The 20,128-nt window shown below is 59.8% G+C and carries 21 protein-coding genes and 4 tRNA genes; 17 read left to right on the top strand and 8 right to left on the bottom strand.

The window, feature by feature from the left end; translation table 11 throughout:
• Positions 1-15: 15 nt before the first annotated feature.
• On the bottom strand, positions 16-1,317 hold the full coding sequence (locus BM275_RS01660) for an OmpP1/FadL family transporter (protein ID WP_090519080.1): 1,302 nt from the start codon (positions 1,315-1,317) through the stop codon (positions 16-18).
• A gap of 197 nt (positions 1,318-1,514) precedes the next feature.
• Positions 1,515-2,360, bottom strand: coding sequence for a sulfurtransferase (locus BM275_RS01655; RefSeq protein WP_090519079.1), 846 nt, complete (start codon positions 2,358-2,360; stop codon positions 1,515-1,517).
• A 141-nt stretch (positions 2,361-2,501) separates the two neighbouring features.
• On the opposite strand from BM275_RS01655, the gene rnd reads away from it, so the two are divergent.
• The 12 genes from rnd (at position 2,502) to BM275_RS01595 (ending at position 12,323) form a co-directional block, all read left to right on the top strand.
• Positions 2,502-3,626 (top strand): ribonuclease D, encoded by a 1,125-nt coding sequence (gene rnd / locus BM275_RS01650; RefSeq protein ID WP_041013458.1) that lies wholly within the window; start codon positions 2,502-2,504, stop codon positions 3,624-3,626.
• Positions 3,623-3,916 (top strand): YcgL domain-containing protein, encoded by a 294-nt coding sequence (locus BM275_RS01645; RefSeq protein ID WP_014819737.1) that lies wholly within the window; start codon positions 3,623-3,625, stop codon positions 3,914-3,916. Before rnd ends, BM275_RS01645 begins: the two co-directional genes overlap by 4 nt.
• An 87-nt stretch (positions 3,917-4,003) precedes the next feature.
• Positions 4,004-4,405, top strand: coding sequence for a hypothetical protein (locus tag BM275_RS01640; protein WP_014819738.1), 402 nt, complete (start codon positions 4,004-4,006; stop codon positions 4,403-4,405).
• A gap of 105 nt (positions 4,406-4,510) precedes the next feature.
• Positions 4,511-4,960, top strand: coding sequence for a YcgN family cysteine cluster protein (locus BM275_RS01635; RefSeq protein ID WP_023444358.1), 450 nt, complete (start codon positions 4,511-4,513; stop codon positions 4,958-4,960).
• Between the two features lie 67 nt (positions 4,961-5,027).
• Entirely contained in the window at positions 5,028-6,248 is a 1,221-nt protein-coding gene (locus BM275_RS01630; RefSeq protein WP_090519078.1) for a M61 metallopeptidase family protein, read from the top strand.
• A gap of 50 nt (positions 6,249-6,298) precedes the next feature.
• Positions 6,299-7,315: a low-specificity L-threonine aldolase gene (gene ltaE, locus BM275_RS01625; protein WP_090519077.1), complete on the top strand. Its 1,017-nt coding sequence runs from the start codon at positions 6,299-6,301 to the stop codon at positions 7,313-7,315.
• A gap of 170 nt (positions 7,316-7,485) precedes the next feature.
• On the top strand, positions 7,486-10,110 hold the full coding sequence (alaS, locus tag BM275_RS01620; RefSeq protein ID WP_090519076.1) for an alanine--tRNA ligase: 2,625 nt from the start codon (positions 7,486-7,488) through the stop codon (positions 10,108-10,110).
• Between the two features lie 120 nt (positions 10,111-10,230).
• Positions 10,231-11,469 (top strand): aspartate kinase, encoded by a 1,239-nt coding sequence (locus BM275_RS01615; protein WP_003301319.1) that lies wholly within the window; start codon positions 10,231-10,233, stop codon positions 11,467-11,469.
• A gap of 179 nt (positions 11,470-11,648) precedes the next feature.
• Complete coding sequence (csrA, locus tag BM275_RS01610) at positions 11,649-11,834, top strand: carbon storage regulator CsrA (protein ID WP_003283978.1); 186 nt, start codon at positions 11,649-11,651, stop codon at positions 11,832-11,834.
• A 62-nt stretch (positions 11,835-11,896) separates the two neighbouring features.
• Positions 11,897-11,987: transfer RNA gene (locus tag BM275_RS01605), tRNA-Ser, on the top strand.
• A 111-nt stretch (positions 11,988-12,098) separates the two neighbouring features.
• Positions 12,099-12,175: transfer RNA gene (locus BM275_RS01600), tRNA-Arg, on the top strand.
• A gap of 71 nt (positions 12,176-12,246) precedes the next feature.
• Positions 12,247-12,323, top strand: a tRNA-Arg gene (locus tag BM275_RS01595).
• A gap of 49 nt (positions 12,324-12,372) precedes the next feature.
• Here BM275_RS01595 and BM275_RS01590 read toward each other — a convergent pair.
• Positions 12,373-12,855 (bottom strand): DUF4124 domain-containing protein, encoded by a 483-nt coding sequence (locus BM275_RS01590; RefSeq protein WP_167362144.1) that lies wholly within the window; start codon positions 12,853-12,855, stop codon positions 12,373-12,375.
• A gap of 334 nt (positions 12,856-13,189) precedes the next feature.
• On the opposite strand from BM275_RS01590, the gene mgtE reads away from it, so the two are divergent.
• From mgtE to BM275_RS01570, 4 genes are all read left to right on the top strand, one after another.
• Complete coding sequence (gene mgtE / locus BM275_RS01585) at positions 13,190-14,623, top strand: magnesium transporter (RefSeq protein WP_014819745.1); 1,434 nt, start codon at positions 13,190-13,192, stop codon at positions 14,621-14,623.
• Positions 14,624-14,763: 140 nt separating this feature from the next.
• The gene (locus BM275_RS01580) at positions 14,764-15,006 is read left to right on the top strand and encodes an OadG family protein (RefSeq protein ID WP_090519075.1); all 243 of its coding nucleotides are present in this window, start codon (positions 14,764-14,766) and stop codon (positions 15,004-15,006) included.
• A gap of 22 nt (positions 15,007-15,028) precedes the next feature.
• Positions 15,029-16,813 (top strand): sodium-extruding oxaloacetate decarboxylase subunit alpha, encoded by a 1,785-nt coding sequence (oadA, locus tag BM275_RS01575; protein ID WP_046619873.1) that lies wholly within the window; start codon positions 15,029-15,031, stop codon positions 16,811-16,813.
• Between the two features lie 10 nt (positions 16,814-16,823).
• A complete protein-coding gene (locus tag BM275_RS01570) occupies positions 16,824-17,960 on the top strand; it encodes a sodium ion-translocating decarboxylase subunit beta (RefSeq protein WP_014819748.1) in 1,137 nt (378 codons plus the stop codon).
• A 276-nt stretch (positions 17,961-18,236) separates the two neighbouring features.
• Here BM275_RS01570 and BM275_RS01565 read toward each other — a convergent pair whose 3' ends face one another.
• From BM275_RS01565 to BM275_RS01555, 3 genes are all read right to left on the bottom strand, one after another.
• Positions 18,237-18,560 (bottom strand): Arc family DNA-binding protein, encoded by a 324-nt coding sequence (locus tag BM275_RS01565; protein ID WP_003301308.1) that lies wholly within the window; start codon positions 18,558-18,560, stop codon positions 18,237-18,239.
• Between the two features lie 214 nt (positions 18,561-18,774).
• A complete protein-coding gene (locus BM275_RS22570) occupies positions 18,775-18,960 on the bottom strand; it encodes a PA3371 family protein (protein ID WP_014819749.1) in 186 nt (61 codons plus the stop codon).
• Between the two features lie 43 nt (positions 18,961-19,003).
• Positions 19,004-19,216 carry a hypothetical protein gene (locus BM275_RS01555; RefSeq protein ID WP_090519074.1) on the bottom strand — a complete coding sequence of 71 codons (213 nt, stop codon included), beginning with the start codon at positions 19,214-19,216 and terminating at the stop codon, positions 19,004-19,006.
• A 269-nt stretch (positions 19,217-19,485) separates the two neighbouring features.
• Here BM275_RS01555 and BM275_RS01550 point away from each other — a divergent pair.
• Positions 19,486-19,562 (top strand) — tRNA-Arg (locus tag BM275_RS01550).
• An 80-nt stretch (positions 19,563-19,642) separates the two neighbouring features.
• Here the strand turns inward: BM275_RS01550 and BM275_RS01545 are convergent.
• Both BM275_RS01545 and BM275_RS01540 read right to left on the bottom strand, forming a co-directional pair.
• Positions 19,643-19,840: a hypothetical protein gene (locus tag BM275_RS01545; RefSeq protein WP_090519073.1), complete on the bottom strand. Its 198-nt coding sequence runs from the start codon at positions 19,838-19,840 to the stop codon at positions 19,643-19,645.
• Complete coding sequence (locus BM275_RS01540; protein WP_090519072.1) at positions 19,841-20,128, bottom strand: hypothetical protein; 288 nt, start codon at positions 20,126-20,128, stop codon at positions 19,841-19,843. It abuts the gene before it with no gap.

Here is a 20,128-nt window from a genome sequence, read left to right as displayed (position 1 = left end):
TTTGTGTCGCTTACATCAGAAGCGGTAGCTGAGCGCAGCGCCGAAACCGTGGGCGCTGTTTTCGTAGTCCGCGCTGTAAACACCCTTGGTCGGGTGTTCGCGACGCACCTTGGTGTCTTCTTCCCAAAGGTAGGAGTAAGCCAGATCGACGGTGATGTCGTCGGTCGGGTTCCAGCCCAAACCGAAGCTTACCGCGGTACGGTCTCCGGTCGGAATGCGCGGCGAACGATCAACATTGTTGGTAGGGCTCTGGTCGAACGCCAGCCCAGTACGCAGGGTCCATTCGCGGTTCAGCTTGTACGCGGCGCCGAGCGCATAGGACCAGGTGTCATGCCACTCTTGGTCTTCGATGATAGGAGAGAGGCTGCCTTGTAGCGGCCCCGGGATACCGTCATTTTCGATGATGATGGCCTCGAAACGGCTCCAGCGAGTCCACATGGCGCCTGCATAAAGCGTCCACTGATCATTGAGTTCGTGCGTCAAGGAGACGTCCACAGACTCCGGGGTATCCAAGTCAAGAGAGGCGTCGTACTTGCCGGTAGCACCTGCAAATCCGGCTCCGGATAGCTTGGTATCACCTTCAAGGGTGTATTTGACTTTCGAGTGATAGGTGATTCCGGCGCGTGTCTGCGGGGAAAACTCGTAGAGCAGGCCCGCGTTGAAGCCGAGCGCGGTGTCGTCGCCTTTCACTTTGACGCGGCCGTCGCCTACGCCTGGCGAGGCTCGGTTAAGCGCTGCGCTCTCCAGTTGGCCGTCGATGCGGTTGATCGTTGGGCCAAAGCCAATCGATAGCTGCTCATTGAAGCGATAGCTGACTGTTGGTTGTACGGTAATCACCCGCACTTCGCTGTAGTCGCCGTGATAGCGGCCTTGGAAGCCGTTTTCGTAGTCAGTGATCATGCCGAACGGTACATAAAGGCCGACACCGACGGCCCACTTTTCATCGATTGGTTTGACGTAGTAACCCATCGGCACGGCAGTAACCGGGACCATATCGCCGTCGTTGCTGCCATTCAGCGGCAGGCGCGCACCGCCGAGAGCGTCTATTTGCGGAGTCGCAGCGGAAGCGTTCTTGATCTTCGTCTTCGCATGAATCGCCGCCATACCGAAGCTGACTTCCTCACGCTTCAGGCGGGACATGCCGGCAGGGTTGCCGAACAGGGTGGTGGCGTCGTCGGCGGAAGAGGAGCGACCTGCGAAGGAGGTGCCCATGCCGCTGATGCTTTGTTCGTTGAGGGCAAAACCGGCGGCCATGGCCTGGGTGGACAGGGCGCCTACGGCTACCGCGAGCGCGGTCTTCAACCATGTTGTTTTCATTGTTCTACTACTCCGGGATGAAAGCGGGTCGGAACCTAGCAACTTTCTCCGACAGGTAGCAAGACAATGAATTGCAATTTTTCGTAAAGATGACGACTAACGGTCGTGAAAACAAATGTAACTTCGGTGAAAACCCCTTGGACGTATTCTGACTGGCGAGCCACGCTGCGCGCTGGGCGCAGCGGCTTGTCTCGGCATCATGCCCGCGGCCGGCTTGGGTCGGTGATCCACTCGCTCCATGAGCCCGGATACAGCTTGGCCAGTGGGTAACCCGCGAGACAGAGCGCGAACAGGTTGTGACAGGCGGTGACACCGGAGCCGCAATAGGCCACTGCAACTTGCGGTGACTTGCCGTCTAGCAGCTGATCGAATCGGCCGCGTAGCTGCTCGGCATCGAGAAAGCGACCATCACTGCCCAGGTTTTCGCTGAAGGGCACGCAAACGGCACCGGGAATATGCCCGCCGATCGGGTCTATGGGCTCGACCTCGCCGAGGAAACGCGGCAGGGCGCGTGCGTCGAGCAGTGCCAGCTCGGGGCTATGCAGGCGTTCTTGCAGTCGCGCTGCATTGACGACCATGCTGTCGTCTGCGTTGCCGTCGAAATGGCCCGGCTGCACCGCGGGCGTGGTGCTTTCCATGGGCAACCCCGCTTCTCGCCAAGCGTTTACGCCCCCGTCCAGCAGGTAGACGCCCTCACGCTTGCCCAGCCACAGCAACAGCCACCACGCCCGAGCGGCAAACGCGCCGGGGCCGTCGTCATAGAGCACCACTTCGCTGCCGCCATTGAGGCCCCATTGGCGCAGGCGAGTCAGCAACTGCTCAGGATCCGGCAGTGGGTGGCGCCCGGTGGTGCCGGGGATCACCGGGCCGGACAGGTCTTTTTCCAGATCGGCGAACTGCGCGCCGGGAATATGCGCCTTCCTGTAACTACGCTCGCCATAGGCCGGATCTTCCAGGGCGAACCGGCAATCCAGAATCAGCAGGTCGGGGGTGTGCAGGCGCTGGGCAAGCTCAGCGGCGGTAATGAGTTGGGCCAGTGGCATCGGTGCGGTTCCACGCGGATTGATCGGTCAACACTACCAGCGCGCGTGGCGGTCATGAATGCCCCGGCCGCTCGGATGCTCGATATATACTGCGCGCCTCGTTCGGCCGTGCGCCGGTCGTCAGCCGAAAAGGAGGGCCGTGTGGCCATCGAAACTCAATGGGTTCTGGATGATGAACATCTGACCCGCCTGTGCGCCGAATGGCGCCAGCTGCCCTATGTGGCAGTGGATACCGAATTCATGAGGGTCGATACCTTCTACCCCATCGCCGGGCTGATACAGGTCGGTGACGGGCGGCGTGCCTATCTGATCGACCCGCTGAGCGTACGTGACTGGTCCGCGTTTGCCGCGTTGCTGCAAGACCCGGCGGTGGTGAAAGTGCTGCACGCCTGCAGCGAAGACCTCGAAGTACTGCTGCGTCTGACCGGTAGCCTGCCGCAGCCGCTGTTCGACACCCAGCTGGCGGCCGGTTACCTGAATATCGGTTTTTCCATGGGCTACTCGCGGCTGGTCCAGGCGGTACTCGGCATCGAGTTGCCCAAGGGCGAAACGCGCTCGGACTGGTTGCAGCGGCCTCTGAGCCACATGCAGGTGCAATATGCCGCCGAGGATGCCCAGCATCTGGCCGAATTGTACGAAGCACTGCTGCCGAAGCTGTCCGAGGACAAGCGTGCCTGGGTACTGGAGGATGGTGCCGAGCTGGTGGCCAACCTGCAGCGCGAATCCGATCCCGATGAAGCCTACCGTGATGTGAAGCAGGCCTGGCGGCTCAAGCCGCAGCAGCTCGCCGTGCTCAAGGTGCTGACGGCCTGGCGCGAGCGTCAGGCCCGTGCGCGCAACCAACCGCGCAATCGCGTGCTGCGCGAAGCCAGTCTCTGGCCGCTGGCGCGCACCCAGCCGCGCGATCTGGTGACGCTGGCCCGGATCGAGGACATGCATCCGCGTACCGTGCGCCAGGATGGTGAATTGCTGCTGGAGATGATCCGTGAGGCCGCGGCGACGCCCGAACAGGATTGGCCGGCACCGCTACCGGAACCATTGCCCCTGGAGGTGTCGTCCGTGCTGAAAAAGCTGCGCGCGGTCGGCCAGCGCGAAGCGCAGGCGCTGGATATCGCACCGGAGCTGATGTTGCGCAAGAAAACGCTCGAGGCGCTGCTCAAGAGCGGCTACCCCGATGGACCCTATGAACTGCCCGAATCGCTGCGCGGCTGGCGCCGTGAGCGGATGGGGCAAGCCCTGCTCGATGCTCTGGAAAAACGACCATGAAAGTCATCTGTTCCATCTACAAAAGCCCACGCAAGGACGGAATGTACCTTTACGTCGAAAAGCGCGATGCGCTCAAGCGTGTCCCCGAAGGTCTGATCGCGGCGTTCGGGCCGCCGCAGCTGGCCTTCGAAATGGTGCTGACGCCCGAGCGCCAGCTGGCACGCGAAGACATCACCAAGGTGCTCGCCAATCTCCAGGCACAGGGTTATCACCTGCAGATGCCGCCCGCCGAGGATGATTACATCGAGCATCTGCCCGAAGAGCTGCTGCGCATGAACGATCCGATGTAAATACCTGCTCGATCCTGACGCTGGACAAGATGCGTCGGCCGGATCGGAACTACGCTCTTCTGACCGTACATGCATAAGGAGACGACGATGAAAACGCGTTCTTTGGTGATCGGTTCGGTAATGGCGGCTCTGGCGATGTCGGCCGGCGCGCAGACGCCCTCCAGCGATAACGAAGCATGGCAGCAGCATTGGCAGAAGATGCAGGAGTACCGGCAGGCCTGGCAGTCTGCGAAGACCCCGCAGGAGCGACAGAAACTTCGCGAAGAGCATTGGCAGAGCATGCAGTCCGGTATGGGTGGCATGGCCGGGTGCCCGATGGGCGGGCCCGGCGGCGGAATGGGCAAGCAGGGTGGCAAACCGATGCAGGGCGCCATGGGTGGCGGCATGATGGGCGCGCCGTCCAAGGAGATGCTCGACATGCGTATCCAGCACATGGAGCAGATGCTCGAGCAGATGCGTAGTCACCGGCAGATGCTCGACAAGCAGTAGCGCTCGATGTAGCCGCCGGCTCCTACCGGCGGCATCCGCCTGGCGGCTCTTGGCCGGATATCTGACAGTGGCTAGACTTGCCGGTTTTTACCGGTAGTGACAGTCATGGCGGCCAAGGTCGAACCCTTCTGGATGCGCAAAACCCTTGCCGAACTCGATGCGGCGGAATGGGAGTCGCTGTGCGACGGATGCGGCCTCTGCTGCCTGCAGAAGCTCGAGGACGAGGAAGACGGCGCCGTTTACTACACACGTATCGCCTGCAAGCTGCTCGACCTGAAGACCTGTCGCTGCAGCGATTATCCCAACCGGCGCGCCAGTGTGCCGGACTGCATACAGCTGAACGCTTCCGATGCTGCTCAGTTCAAATGGCTACCGCCCACCTGCGCCTACCGCCTGGTGGCCGAGCGCAAGGACCTGCCGCTCTGGCATCACCTGGTCTGTGGCGACCCTGAAGCGGTGCACGTCGAGCGGATTTCCCAGTCGGGCCGGATGCTCGCCGAAGGCAGCGTTGCCGAGGAGCACTGGGAAGACCACCTGATTTTCCGTGCCGGTTGAATCTAAGCCTCGTTTGCATCGTCTCAAGATCAGCACACCCCGCGCGTTTCCGATGGAGTTCTCTTCGATGCTTGTTCGACTGCTGTCGCTGTTCGCTCTTGTTCTTTTCGTCAGCGCCGAGGCCCACGCGGCCAAGCGGGTCGACCTGGACTATCACGTGCGTTTTCTGCCCGACGAGGATCAGGCCGAGGTGCAACTGATCCTGGAGAAAGGCGAAGCGGTTCGTAGCCTGGAGTTCAATCTGGGCGATGACGGCTACTACAGCGATTTCGTAGCGGATGGCGAGTGGTTGCAGGCGTCGCCGGAGCGTGGTGCCTGGCGACCCGCCGAAGGCAAGGCGCGTCTCAGCTACCGCGTGCGTATCAGCCATCCGCGCGACAACGGACGCTACGACGCACGGATGACCAGTGATTGGGCGCTGTTCCGTGGCGATGATCTGGTGCCGCCGGCCCGGCTCGATCAGGTCGACGGTGTGAAACTGGTTTCGCGCATCACCTTCGAGCTGCCCGAGGGTTGGAAGAGCATCGAAACCGGCTGGCCGCGTGTCGGCAAGAATCGCTTCCGCGTGGATAACCGTGAGCGGCTGTTCGACCGGCCGACCGGTTGGATGCTCGCCGGCAAGCTCGGTACCCGTCGCGCCAAGCTCGGCGAAACGGACGTCACCATCGCGGCGCCGGTTGGCGAGGGCGTCCGGCGGATGGATATTCTGACGATGCTGACCTTCGTCTGGCCGCAGGTACAGAATGTATTTCCCCGCGACCCGGCGAAGCTGCTCATCGTCGGTGCCGGCGACCCCATGTGGCGTGGCGGGTTGTCCGGTCCGAACTCCCTGTACATGCACGCCGACCGGCCGATTGTCAGCGAGAACGGTACAAGCTCGCTGGTGCATGAGCTTGTTCACGTCTTTAGCCGCATCAAGGACAGCGACCGCAGTGACTGGATCACTGAGGGGCTGGCCGAGTACTACGCCATTGAGCTGGTGCGTCGCGCCGGTGGCATGAGCGAAGACCGCTACCAGGCGTTACGTGAGCATCTGACCAAGTGGAGTCGCAAGGTCGACAGCTTGCGCACCGAGCGCTCGACAGGGCCGACCACCGCCCGTGCCGTGCTGCTGTTGCAGGAGCTGGACAAGGAGATCCGTCAGCGCAGCAAGGGCCGCCATTCGCTCGACGACGTCAGTCGTGGCTTGATGCGCATGGATACGGTCAGCACCGACGCCTTCATCGAAATGACTGAGACGCTGCTGGGTGGTGGCTCGAAGGTGCTCGATACGCGCCTGCTGCGCTGACGGCGGCCGCGGTAGCGTCGTTGGCCTTGTCCTGAGCCCGAGGAGATCTCATGTCCGTGATTGATCTACGAAGCGACACCGTTACCCAGCCCAGCGCAGCAATGCGCGAAGCGATGCTTGCCGCCGAAACCGGTGACGATGTCTATGGCGAAGATCCAACGGTCATTCTGCTCGAACGGCGCCTCGCAGCCGACCTGGGCTTTTCTGCGGGGATGTTCGTGCCGTCCGGCACCATGAGCAATCTGCTGGCGCTGATGGCGCACTGCGAGCGTGGCGATGAATACATCGTCGGGCAGCAGGCCCATACCTACAAATACGAGGGCGGCGGAGCGGCCGTGCTCGGCTCGATCCAGCCCCAGCCGATCGAAATGGAAGCCGACGGAACGCTGGATCTGGCGCGTGTCGAGGCCGCGATCAAGCCGGACAATTTCCACTTCGCCCGCAGTCGCCTGCTCGTGCTGGAAAACACCATGCATGGCAAGGTTCTGCCGCTGGACTACTTGGCCGCGGCTCGCGACTTCAGCCATCGTCACGGGCTGGCGCTGCACCTCGATGGCGCGCGGCTGTACAACGCTGCGGTGAAGCTCGGCTGCGATGCGTGCGAGATCACCCGGCATTTCGATACGGTGTCGGTCTGCCTGTCCAAGGGCCTCGGCGCGCCAGTCGGCTCGGTGCTGTGCGGCAGCGAGGCGTTCATCGCCAAGGCCCGGCGTCTGCGCAAGATGGTCGGCGGCGGCATGCGCCAGGCCGGCATTCTCGCCGCCGCCGGCTTGTACGCGCTGGAGCACAACATCGGGCGATTGGCCGATGACCATCGTCGTGCACTACAGCTCGGCGATGAGTTGGCAGCCCTCGGCTTCGCTGTGGAGCCGGTGCAGACCAACATGATCTATGTCGAGATGGGGGAAAAGGCAGCGGCGCTGACGGCCTTCTGCGCGCAGCGTGACATTCGCCTGACGTCTGCGACTCGGCTGCGGCTGGTTACCCATATGGACCTGCATGACGAGCATCTTCCGGTAGTGGTGAATGCATTCACCGAATTTGCCGAAAACATGGGCCGTTGCTGACGTCGAATTGCTTGATTCAATCGCCTTTATCCCCTATACCCGGCGCGCAGGCCCGATATAATGCGGCCCTTTGCCGGCTATCCGTTGGGTAGTTGCGAACCGGCTTTCGGTGGTCCCGCCTCGCCGTGTCGTTTTGCAGCCGTTCGGCCGCAGTCCTCTGGAAGAAATCTATGAAAAGCGCAGAAATCCGTGAAGCCTTCCTCCGCTTCTTCGAAGAGAAGGGCCACACACGCGTGGCCTCAAGTTCGCTGATTCCGGCGAACGACCCGACCCTGTTGTTCACCAACGCCGGCATGAACCAGTTCAAGGACTGCTTCCTCGGCCTGGAAAAGCGCGCCTACACCCGCGCCACCACCAGCCAGAAGTGCGTGCGGGCGGGCGGCAAGCACAATGACCTGGAGAACGTCGGCTACACCGCGCGTCACCACACCTTCTTCGAGATGCTCGGCAACTTCAGCTTCGGCGACTATTTCAAGCGCGACGCCATCACTTACGCCTGGGAGTTCCTCACGTCCGAGAAGTGGCTGAACCTGCCCAAGGAGAAGCTCTGGGTCACCGTCTATGCCAGCGACGATGAGGCCTACGACATCTGGACCAAGGAAGTCGGCGTGCCGGCCGAGCGCATGGTGCGAATCGGTGACAACAAGGGCGCCCCTTACGCGTCGGACAACTTCTGGGCGATGGGCGACACCGGCCCATGCGGACCCTGCACCGAGATTTTCTTCGACCATGGCGAGCACATCTGGGGCGGCCCGCCCGGCTCGCCGGAGGAAGATGGCGATCGCTATATCGAGATATGGAACAACGTCTTCATGCAGTTCAACCGCACGGCCGATGGCGTCATGCATCCGCTGCCGGCGCCGAGTGTCGACACCGGGATGGGCCTCGAGCGCATCAGTGCGGTCCTGCAGCACGTCAACTCGAACTATGAAATCGACCTGTTCCAGAGCCTACTCAACGCAGCGGCGGATGCCATCGGCTGCGCCAACGAAGGTCAGGCTTCACTGAAGGTCGTCGCCGACCATATCCGCTCCTGCGGCTTCCTCATCGCCGACGGCGTGACCCCGTCCAACGAAGGCCGCGGTTACGTCCTGCGCCGCATCGTTCGCCGTGCCTGCCGTCACGGCAACAAGCTGGGCGCCAAAGGCAGCTTCTTCCACCGTATCGTCGCCGCACTCGTTGCGGAAATGGGCGATGCGTTCCCTGAGCTCAAGCAGCAGCAGGCGCATATCGAGCGTGTGCTGAAGAACGAGGAAGAACAGTTCGCCAAGACCCTGGAGCAGGGCCTGAAAATCCTCGAGCAGGATCTGGCTGGCCTGACCGGCAGCGTCATACCCGGCGATGTGGTGTTCAAGCTGTACGACACCTACGGCTTCCCGGTCGACCTGACCGGCGACATCGCCCGCGAGCGCGATCTGACCCTCGACGAAGAAGGCTTCGAGCGTGAAATGCAGGCCCAGCGCGAGCGTGCGCGTTCGGCCAGCGCATTCGGCATGGACTACAACAGCTTGGTAAAAGTGGAAGGCGAAACGCGCTTCCTCGGTTACCAGGGCACATCCGGTGCCGGTAAGGTGCTTGCGCTGTTCAAGGAAGGCATGGTGGTCGACAGCCTGAGCGCTGGCGAGGAAGGCGTCGTGGTGCTCGATCAGACGCCGTTCTATGCAGAGTCCGGCGGCCAGATTGGTGACTGTGGCTATCTGGCGGCAGAGGGCTTGCGCTTCGATGTCCGCGATACCAGCAAGGCCGGCAGCGCCTTCCTGCATCACGGCATCGTCGACGGCGGCACGCTACGCGTAGGTGCGGATGTCGAGGCGACTGTCGACGCATCTGTGCGCCAGGCGACTGCGCTCAACCATTCGGCAACCCACCTGCTGCATGCCGCGCTGCGCGAAATTCTCGGTGAACACGTCAGCCAGAAGGGCTCGCTGGTGGACAGTCAGCGCCTGCGCTTCGACTTCAGCCACTTCGAGGCGATCAAGCCAGAGCAGCTGCGCGCGCTGGAGGATCGGGTCAACGCCGAGATTCGTCGCAACTCCGCGGTGGAGATCGAGGAAACCGATATCGATACCGCCAAGGCCAAGGGCGCGATGGCGTTGTTCGGTGAAAAGTACGGTGACTCCGTGCGGGTGCTGACCATGGGCGGTGGCTTCTCGGTCGAGTTGTGCGGCGGTACTCACGTAAACCGCACTGGCGACATCGGGCTGTTCAAGATCACCAGCGAAGGCGGCGTGGCGGCTGGTGTTCGGCGGATCGAGGCGGTCACTGGCGCACCTGCATTGGCCTACCTCAACGCAGCCGAGGAACAGCTGAAAGAGGCGGCGAACCTGGTCAAGGGCAGCCGTGAAAATCTGCTCGACAAGCTCGGTGGCATTCTTGAGCGCAACCGTCAGCTGGAGAAGGAACTCGAGCAGCTCAAGGCGAAGGCGGCCAGCGCAGCAGGCAACGACCTGGCGACCTCCGCCCTGGACGTGAAGGGCGTGCGCGTGCTTGCTGCGCGCCAGGACGGGCTGGACGGCAAGGCGTTGCTGGCGCTGGTCGACCAGCTGAAGAACAAGCTGGGCAGTGCGGTCATTCTTCTGGGCGGTGTTCATGACGACAAGGTGGTGCTGGTCGCGGGTGTAACCCAGGACCTGACCGCTCGTTTGAAGGCCGGCGACCTGATGAAGCAGGCCGCTGCCGCGGTTGGCGGCAAGGGCGGTGGTCGTCCGGATATGGCGCAAGGCGGCGGTAGCGAGCCGGCCAAGCTGGATGATGCGCTGGCACTGGCGGTGCCATTTACCGAGCAGGGGCTTTGATTCAGTTACCGTGCTGCGTCCCGCCGGCACCCGTCGAGCGGGTCTGGTTGAGTCGGTGCTTGGCAGGTTTCGGGGTTGTTTGATTAATGATCGCCCTTCAGGGGCTCTAGGCGGCTAACAATGGCTTTGATCGTACAGAAGTTTGGAGGCACCTCGGTCGGCACTGTCGAGCGGATCGAGCAGGTGGCCGAGAAGGTCAAGAAGTTCCGCGACGGTGGAGACGATATCGTCGTGGTTGTCTCGGCAATGAGTGGCGAAACTAACCGCCTGATCGATCTCGCCAAGCAGATCAGTGATCAGCCGGTCGCCCGAGAGTTGGATGTGATGGTTTCCACCGGTGAGCAGGTGACCATTGCGCTGTTGGCGATGGCGCTTATCAAGCGCGGCGTACCGGCGGTGTCCTACACTGGCAATCAGGTTCGTATCCTCACCGACAGCGCCCATACCAAGGCGCGCATCCTGCAGATCGATGGCCAGCGGATCCAGCGCGACATCAAGGCTGGGCGCGTTGTTGTGGTGGCTGGCTTCCAGGGCGTGGACGAGAAGGGCAATATCACTACCTTGGGTCGTGGCGGCTCGGATACCACAGGTGTGGCGCTGGCCGCTGCGCTGAAGGCCGACGAATGCCAGATCTATACCGATGTGGATGGCGTCTATACCACCGATCCTCGGGTCGTGGCCAAGGCTCAGCGACTGGACAAGATTACCTTCGAGGAGATGCTGGAAATGGCCAGCCTCGGCTCCAAGGTGCTACAGATTCGGGCGGTTGAGTTCGCCGGTAAGTACAGCGTCCCGCTGCGCGTACTGCACAGTTTTCAGGAGGGTCCGGGTACCCTCATTACCCTTGATGAAGAGGAATCCATGGAACAGCCCATCATTTCCGGCATCGCCTTCAACCGCGACGAGGCCAAGCTGACCATCCGTGGGGTCCCGGATACGCCCGGTGTGGCGTTCAAGATCCTCGGGCCGATCAGCGCCGCGAACGTTGAAGTGGATATGATCGTGCAGAACGTCGCGCACGATAACACCACCGACTTCACGTTCACTGTGCATCGCAACGACTACAACAATGCGTTGCAGGTATTGCAGGGCATTGCATCCGAGATGGGCGCTCGTGAGGTCATCGGCGATACGGATATCGCCAAGGTGTCCATCGTCGGCGTAGGCATGCGTTCGCATGCCGGCGTAGCCAGCCGCATGTTCGAGGCCCTGGCCAAGGAAAATATCAACATCCAGATGATTTCGACGTCGGAAATCAAAGTGTCGGTAGTGATCGAGGAGAAGTACCTCGAGCTTGCCGTGCGTGCTTTGCATACTGCGTTCGAACTTGATGCGCCCGCCGGCAATACTGCGGAATGATTCGCAGAAGGCGCGCTAGTCCGCGCCTTCTGTCGTATTGGGTCATGCGAAAAGGAACTTTAGGCTCCTGCGCGCGGGTCAATACCTGTTGAAAGGCTCTAGCTTCATGTTTTACGGACATTTTCCGTATTTATCTTTGCAGACTGTTTACTGAACTGAATCCGTTTAAGGAGAAAGGAATGCTGATTCTGACTCGCCGGGTTGGAGAAACCCTGATGGTGGGTGACGATGTGACTGTCACCGTGTTGGGTGTGAAAGGAAACCAAGTACGTATCGGCGTCAATGCGCCCAAGGAGGTGGCGGTGCATCGCGAGGAGATTTACCAACGGATCCAGAAAGAGAAGGATCAGGAACCAAGCCACTAATTTTTCTGTAATTTTCGGCTTTGCAAACGGGGCAAAGATGGGTATTATGCGCCCCGTGTTGCGGAGAGGTGGCCGAGTGGCCGAAGGCGCTCCCCTGCTAAGGGAGTACACCTCAAAAGGGTGTCGGGGGTTCGAATCCCCCCTTCTCCGCCATTTTGCATTCTAGGGTTCAGGGTTCTCGCGGCAGCCTGCTTTCATACAAGAAAGCGCCACGGCAAAGTGCTTGACCGTCAATGTTTACTCCCTATAATGCGCACGCTCAGCGCACTCATAGCTCAGCTGGATAGAGTACTCGGCTACGAACCGAGCGGTCGGAGGTTCGAATCCTCCTGAGTGCGCCACACTTCGAATGATCGGCAGAAATGCGGATCACTCAAGCCACCAGCGGTGATCTGGTCTAACAAGCACTTACGCACTCATAGCTCAGCTGGATAGAGTACTCGGCTACGAACCGAGCGGTCGGAGGTTCGAATCCTCCTGAGTGCGCCAACCAAGAGAAGGGCCTGCAGCGATGCAGGCCCTTTTTCGTTTTCGAGCGTTAGCGTCTACCAAGAACGCAGCCGAACTCGTCGAAGCTGACGGTGCGTACCTGGCCGCTGCTGCTGCGAAAGCGCAGGCGTTCCCGCCCGTTGCTACTTGTGATGCTCTCCGGTCGTCCGAATGCGCTTTCGACGTCACTGCGAGTCATGCCGGTGCGGACCTGTTTGTTGATGATTGCGCTGCGCCGTTCGCTGCCGGTTACTCTGTTGCCGCAACCGTCATCTCGCTCGGCGACTATCGCCAGGCTTTCGCCTTCAACGCCGGCGGGGCTTTTCCTGGTCTTGAGGGTCGCCATTGGCACGGCTTTCCCTGAGCTGGGTGTTGGATTGGTTGCACGCTGCCGTTGCTGTCTTTGGTTTTCCGGGCAACCTTGCTGGCTGAAGGTGACATGCCCGGATTGGTCGATGCAGCGAAATACGCTTGCTGAAAATGCGGGGGTGGATAGCAATAGCAGGCTCACACCTATGGACAGTGCTCTCATTCTCGTCCTCCATGACTGAACAACTGTCCATTCAGGCTACTCAATAAAAGCTGCTCGTACATTCGTGTCTCTTCGCAGCGTGAAGGCGTCGACAGAATGTCGGCTTCTCCGTCGCAAGCTTTTCTGCATCTTTGACGCAGCAATTGTGATGGCCGTGTTTGAGCGCGTCGGGCCGCTGATTGCGATGTTATGATGCCCGCATCTGCCCCTCAGGGTTTGTGGAACAACCTTTCTTTATGGACTTACCCAGTAGTCGTTCACGTTTCCAATTTGCCAATCACGTACTGATTGATTGATTTTCCCTGGCGTGCTCCCGGCCAGGGTGGAGTGCGCCATGACAGAAGTAGAAGCAAAAAAGCCCCAAGAGACCCTGCAGGATCGCCTGGCGCAGGTGGTCGATCTGCTGCAGCGCCGTCGGCTCGGTGAGGACGGGGAGTACCGGCAGGACGGCGAGCAGGGTGAGATCTACGACGAGAGTCAGATTCTCGCCGAGCTGCAGCGCAAGCTCGACGAATTGCATCCTGCTGACGTCGCTCACATTCTCGAAGCGCTACCGCTCGAAGAGCGACTGACCGTCTGGCAACTGGTCAAGGCCGAGCGAGACGGCGATATCCTGCTCGAGGTGTCCGACGCAGTTCGGGAAACGCTGATCGCCGATATGGACGATCACGAACTGCTTGCCGCGGCGAAGGAAATGGACGCCGACGAGCTGGCAGACCTGGCGCCGGAGTTGCCGCGCGACGTCGTTCATGAGTTGATGGAAAGCCTCGATGCGCAACAGCGCGAGCGCGTGCGATCAGCACTGTCCTACGAAGAGGATCAGGTCGGGGCACTGATGGACTTCGAGATGGTGACCATCCGTGAGGATGTCAGTCTCGAAGTGGTGTTGCGTTATCTGCGCCGTCTCAAGGAGTTGCCGGGCCACACCGACAAGCTGTTCGTGGTCGACTACGACGGCGTGCTCAAGGGCGTGCTCCCGATCAAGCGTTTACTGGTTAACGATCCGGACAAGCAGGTCGCGGAGGTGATGGCCAGCGACCCCGTCACCTTTCACCCGGATGAAGACGCCTATGACGCGGCGCAGGCCTTCGAACGTTATGACTTGGTATCGACGCCGGTCGTCGACAAGGGTGGCAAGCTGATCGGGCGTCTGACCATCGATGAGATGGTCGACCTGATCCGTGAGGAGAGTGAAAGCGAAGTTCTCAACATGGCCGGTCTGCGCGAGGAGGAAGACATCTTCGCCTCCGTCTGGAAATCCGTCCGTAACCGTTGGGCCTGGCTCGCGGTCAACCTGGTTACTGCATTTATCGCCTCCCGGGTAATCGGCCTGTTCGATGGCTCGATCGAGAAGCTGGTGGCCCTCGCGGCCCTGATGCCAATTGTCGCAGGCATTGGCGGAAATTCGGGTAATCAGACAATCACCATGATCGTGCGCGCAATGGCGTTGGATCAGGTGGGTACCGGTAATACGACCCGACTGTTGCGTAAGGAGGTCGGGGTTGGCCTGGTCAACGGGCTGGTCTGGGGTGGTGTGATCGGTGCGGTGGCCTGGTGGCTGTATGGCAGCTGGTCTCTGGGGGTAGTCATGACGGCGGCTATGACACTGAACCTGCTGCTCGCTGCGCTTATGGGCGTGCTGATTCCTATGACGCTGGCGCGCCTGGGGCGCGATCCGGCAATGGGGGCAAGCGTCATGATCACTGCCATGACAGACAGCGGCGGGTTCTTCATTTTCCTTGGATTGGCGACCATTTTTCTGCTGTAGCGGTACTTTTCGCGCTTTATTGGGGTTTGCCTTATTTCGCTGTTTCGGGCTAAGGTTCGGCCGTTTCGTGTGTCGCGAAACGTGTCCGAACCCACGCAGCGAATAACAAGCAGCTTGAGCTGCTGACAAGGGAACTCCCGATGACCCCCAGCCAACTCCTGCTCGAAGGCGTCGAACTCATGCTGTTCGGCATCGGTTTCGTCTTCGCCTTTCTCGTTCTGTTGATCCTCTGCATTCGCTTGATGTCCTACCTCGCCGGCCGCTTCGTCACTGAGCCGGCGCCTCGAGTAGCGGCCGCTCAGTTTGCGAGCGCTGAAACAGATGCGGATATTCTTGCAGCCATCCAGGCCGCGATTCATCAACACCGCGCGCGACGCGGTTGACTCTGGAAAGGGAGTTCCTTCCATGACCATTGCTAAACAGCCGCTCGGCATAACCGATGTGGTGCTGCGTGATGCGCACCAATCCATTCTAGCCACCCGTGTTCGCTTGGAAGACATGTTGCCGATCGCTGCCAAGCTCGATCAGGTTGGCTTCTGGTCGGTGGAAAGTTGGGGCGGCGCGACCTTCGATGCCTGTATCCGCTACTTGGGAGAAGACCCTTGGGAGCGCATTCGCGAACTCAAGAAGGCCATGCCCAACACGCGTCAGCAGATGCTGCTGCGAGGCCAGAACCTGCTGGGCTATCGGCACTACGCCGATGATGTCGTGGAAAAATTCGTCGAGCGCGCCGCTGTAAATGGCGTCGATGTCTTTCGCGTATTCGACGCTATGAACGATCCGCGCAATCTCGAAACTGCCCTGCGTGCCGTCAAACAACAGGGCAAGCATGCACAAGGCACCATTTCCTATACCACCAGTCCGGTGCATACGCTGGAGATGTGGGTCGATCTGGCAAAGCAGATCGAGGATATGGGCGCCGACTCGGTGGCGATCAAGGATATGGCAGGCATCCTTACGCCGTACATGGCGTTCGAGCTGGTGTCGCGCTTGAAGTCCAGCCTTGCGATTCCGATCCATATGCAGTGCCACGCTACAGCCGGCCTGTCGACGGCCGCCATCCTCAAGGCAGTAGAAGCGGGTATCGACAATGTCGATACAGCCATTTCGTCGCTATCGATGACCTACGGACATTCTCCGACGGAATCGGTGGTGGCTATTTTCCAGGGCACGGAGCGCGATACCGGCTTGAACCTGGAGCTGCTCGAGGAAATCGCGGCGTACTTCCGCGAGGTTCGCAAGAAGTACGCGAAATTCGAGGGCACCCTGCGCGGTGTCGACTCGCGAATCCTCGTGGCTCAGGTGCCCGGCGGCATGTTGACCAATATGGAAGGTCAGCTGAAGGAGCAGGGTGCTCTGGACAAGTTCGACGACGTGCTTGCTGAAATCCCTCGCGTTCGTGAAGACCTCGGCTTCATCCCGCTGGTGACGCCCACGTCGCAAATCGTCGGTACCCAGGCGGTGATCAATGTGCTGATGGGAGAGCGCTACAAGTCGATCACCAAAGAGACGGCAGGCGTGCTCAAAGGTGAATATGGTGCGGCCCCTGCGCCTTTCAATTCCGAGCTGCAGGCTCGTGTGCTGGAGGGGGCCGAGGTGATCACCTGTCGTCCCGCAGACCTGCTGCAGCCGGAAATGGATCGACTTACTGCCGAACTGAAAGGGATCGCAAAAGAGAAGGGCATCCAGCTCGCTACGGATTCGATCGATGACGTGCTGACCTATGCGCTATTCCCCCAGATCGGATTGAAGTTTTTGGAGAACCGTGGAAACCCATCCGCGTTCGAGCCGGCGCCAACCGGGGGCGATCTACCAACGCGAGAGGCGGGCAAGCCGGAGGTCTACACCGTTGAAGTCAACGGCAAATCTTTCGTCGTACAAGTGAGCGATGGCGGCGATATCGAGGGCATCAAGCCTCTCGGCGCTGGTGGCGGCGCTACCAGCGCGGTTGCTGGTTCTGCCGCCGTGCCTGCCACTGGTGAAACCCAGGCGGCGCCGCTGGCGGGCAACATATTCAAAGTGCTGGTGCAGCCCGGACAGTTGGTCCAGGAGGGCGATCTGGTGATGATTCTCGAAGCCATGAAAATGGAAACCGAGATCCGTGCGTTCAAGGCCGGCACCGTCGCCTCCGTCAGCGTCAAGGTGGGCGACGCGGTTTCGGTCGGTGACAGTCTGCTGAGCATCGGCTAAGGGGAGTCCCATGGAAAAGTTGCTCAAGCTGTGGCACGGAACCGGCCTGTACCATCTGGAGCCAGGGCAGGCGCTGATGATCTTCGTCTGTCTGGGGCTGATCTATCTGGCGATTCGGAAGGGATTCGAACCTTTGTTGCTGATCCCTATAGGGTTCGGTGGCATCCTGGCAAACATCCCGGTTGCCAACATGGGCGAGGGTGCCGGAATTCTGCATCTGTTTTATGAAGTAGGGTTACCGACCAGCGTCTTTCCACTGTTGATCTTCATGGGCGTTGGCGCGATGACCGACTTTGGCCCCATGCTTGCCAACCCAAAGACCCTGCTGCTTGGTGCAGCCGCGCAGTTCGGAATCTTTGCGACCCTGCTAGGCGCTCTTGCTCTGACCGCTGCCGGGATTCCGGGTATGGAGTTCACGCTGCGCGAGGCAGCGTCGATCGCTATCATTGGGGGCGCAGACGGTCCAACGTCGATCTTCGTGACATCCAAGCTTGCCCCAGAGCTGCTCGGTCCGATTGCGGTTGCCGCGTATTCCTACATGGCCCTCGTGCCGCTGATTCAGCCGCCGATCATGCGTGCGATGACCACAAAAGAGGAGCGTGCAATCGTCATGACGCAACTGCGTCATGTCGGGCAGGTCGAGAAGATAGTATTCCCGCTGGTGCTCTGTTTGCTGGTCGGCTTGCTGCTGCCGGATGCCGCACCGCTGGTGGGTATGTTCGCCTTCGGTAATCTGTTGCGCGAATGTGGTGTGGTAGACCGCCTGGCGGATACTTCACGAAATGCCCTGATCAACATCGTCACCATTGCTCTTGGTCTGACAGTCGGTTCGAAGCTATCGGCCGAGGCCTTCCTGCAGATGAAAACCTTGGGGATTCTCGTGCTGGGTATGGTTGCCTTTTGCGGTGGTACCGCAGCGGGTATTTTCATGGCCAAAGTGATGAACCGTTTCAGTGAGAACAAGATCAATCCGTTGATCGGTTCCGCAGGAGTCTCTGCTGTGCCGATGGCTGCACGTGTATCGAACAAGGTGGGGCTGGAGGCCAATCCTCAGAACTTCCTGCTGATGCATGCCATGGGGCCCAACGTGGCAGGTGTCATCGGCTCTGCGGTTGCGGCCGGGGTGCTGCTCAACTTTGTAGGCTAGTTGTATAGGCGCCTCTGCAACGGGGGCGCCTTGCTGCATCCAAGTTCTAACTTCTTATCGAGCGCGGATCTTGGGTCGACCATAGATTCGGCGCAACCCGTGTGTCCGAAGCACATTCGCGCCTGTCTTGATTGGCTAAGACGATGATGAAGGGGTGAACTGATGCGGCTGGCTGACTTGTTGGCCGCCTGAGAGTGGCAGCCGGAAGCAGGGGGTAATCAGAGACAGCGTTAGCTGGAGCCAGTCACCTGTCTCCAGCTGGTGGCTGGTCCGGAGTCAATCTTCTTTGGCGAGCTCGGTGTCCTGAGCGATCAATGCAATGAGCGCGTTCTGCTGGCGGTGAGCGAGCTGGCGAAAGCGCTGCAGAAGCTCTCGCTCGTGAAGAGACAGCTCTGGGCTGTCGAGACGCATGCTCAGATCTTCATCCAGTGCGCCTTCCTGCAACAGGCTCTGCTCCAATCTGGCGATGATTTCTGAGTTCATGCTGCGGTGATGATTCCGCGCTACCTCGGCGATGCGTTCACGCATGCCGTCGGGAAGCCGAACAACGAATTTGTCAGCCGTACGGCTGGAATAAACTGCCTGTTTCATAGGGCGCATAATTAACCGGTTAGTCAGGTGGGCGTGCTGGCGTATTGCCGGGGTAGTCACCGGTCTGACAACCACCAGTACTCGCTGTTCCGTCAGCCAGGTTAAAAATTAGGAGACGGCTTCATGACGCCAATTGTACGTCGATATTCTGATTAGTAAAGTGCTCGTGCTATCAAAATGCCTTTACTGTGAACCAGTCTAATTATCGTCCGACTGTGGGGTCTTAGCGAAGCACTGGATCGAACTTGATCCTGCGTCCGATCATGAGTGCGATCAGGGATAAGCTTCCGAATATGCCAAGTCCTGCTTTGCACAAGGTATCCAAGGTCGCCAGGCTTTGGGGGGCCAAGAAGGCACCGTAGCCGCACGCTGCGGTAAGAAGCAAGCAAGTCAATGCAAATCTGGACATGAGTAACTCCTTTTGCGGAACCATCCGCGCTCAACTGAATCCCTTAGAACACCCAGCGTTGCGGTTGAGTGAGCACGCTCGCCTCGCCTGAGTTGAGGGTGGTGATCTGTGCGCGTTCCGAATTGCTCGTGCGCTGAATTGAGAACTGGGAAGAGGGCTCGTATCGCTGTTGCTGCGGTTCGGTGGATGGCAGCTGCGAGGCTGTCAGGGCGGCAAATGTAAAGCCTGTAGTAAGAAGAAAAGCCGACTTGATCATGAGCGTTATCCTTCGCGTCACGTTAACTTTGCCTAGCTATTGCAGTAGCTGTGCCAAAGTTTATCTGGATAAAAACTGTTATAAATCAATAAGTTGGCGTTGTTGTGGGGCGAGTATTGCTTGCGCTTTGCACGGATGGCTAATAGCGGTCATGCAATTTGCATTGCTATGTGTGAGAGGTGTATTCGGCTGTAGGAGGCTGCATGGCATCAGGTCTACGATGCGCATGACAAATCATGCTTGGCTCGTTACCATGCCCGCCGCGTGATGTCCCAGTAGCTCAATTGGATAGAGCATCCCCCTCCTAAGGGGAAGGTTGTGAGTTCGAACCTCGCCTGGGACGCCAGATTCTATGCGGTCTTCAGCGATTTAGAGCCTGCCTCGGTTCTCCGTCATGGGTGCAATGTGGGTGCAGGCGTAGGCCTTTCACAACCCCATCTGACTCACGATAACGGCCGGGTCGGTGCCACGCTGCAGCGCGCGCCGAACGTCCCTGGTCATCTGGTCGATCGCCTCGTTTTCTAGCTTCTCTGCCAATCGACACGCCTTCTTCACGATTAAAACCGCGAGTTCGGTCGGAATCTTGATGGTTTCTTGCTCTGGTCGACCGTATGCGAGCGTCATCTACCGCAGCTCTCCACCAGGGCCTAGCAGTCGCTCAATCGACGCCACAAAACGTTCCTTACCTTGCTGCTCGTTGATCCTGATATCGAGCGCGATGTCAGCTGTGACCGGTCCTGAATGAAGTGCGGCGGCAATCATACGGCCGAACATCATGCCGGCCTGTTCAGCGGTCGCGCGGATTTCATGCATAGGCGTGTCAGGTCTAAACCTGTCATAGCCGTAAATTTCGGTCGCAACTTGGAGCAGCTTCTGCTCGAGCTCACCGATATCGAAACATTCCAGATCCAT

The organism is Stutzerimonas kunmingensis, assembly GCF_900114065.1.
GTDB lineage: Bacteria > Pseudomonadota > Gammaproteobacteria > Pseudomonadales > Pseudomonadaceae > Stutzerimonas > Stutzerimonas kunmingensis.
This window is presented reverse-complemented; position numbering and strand designations above follow the sequence as displayed.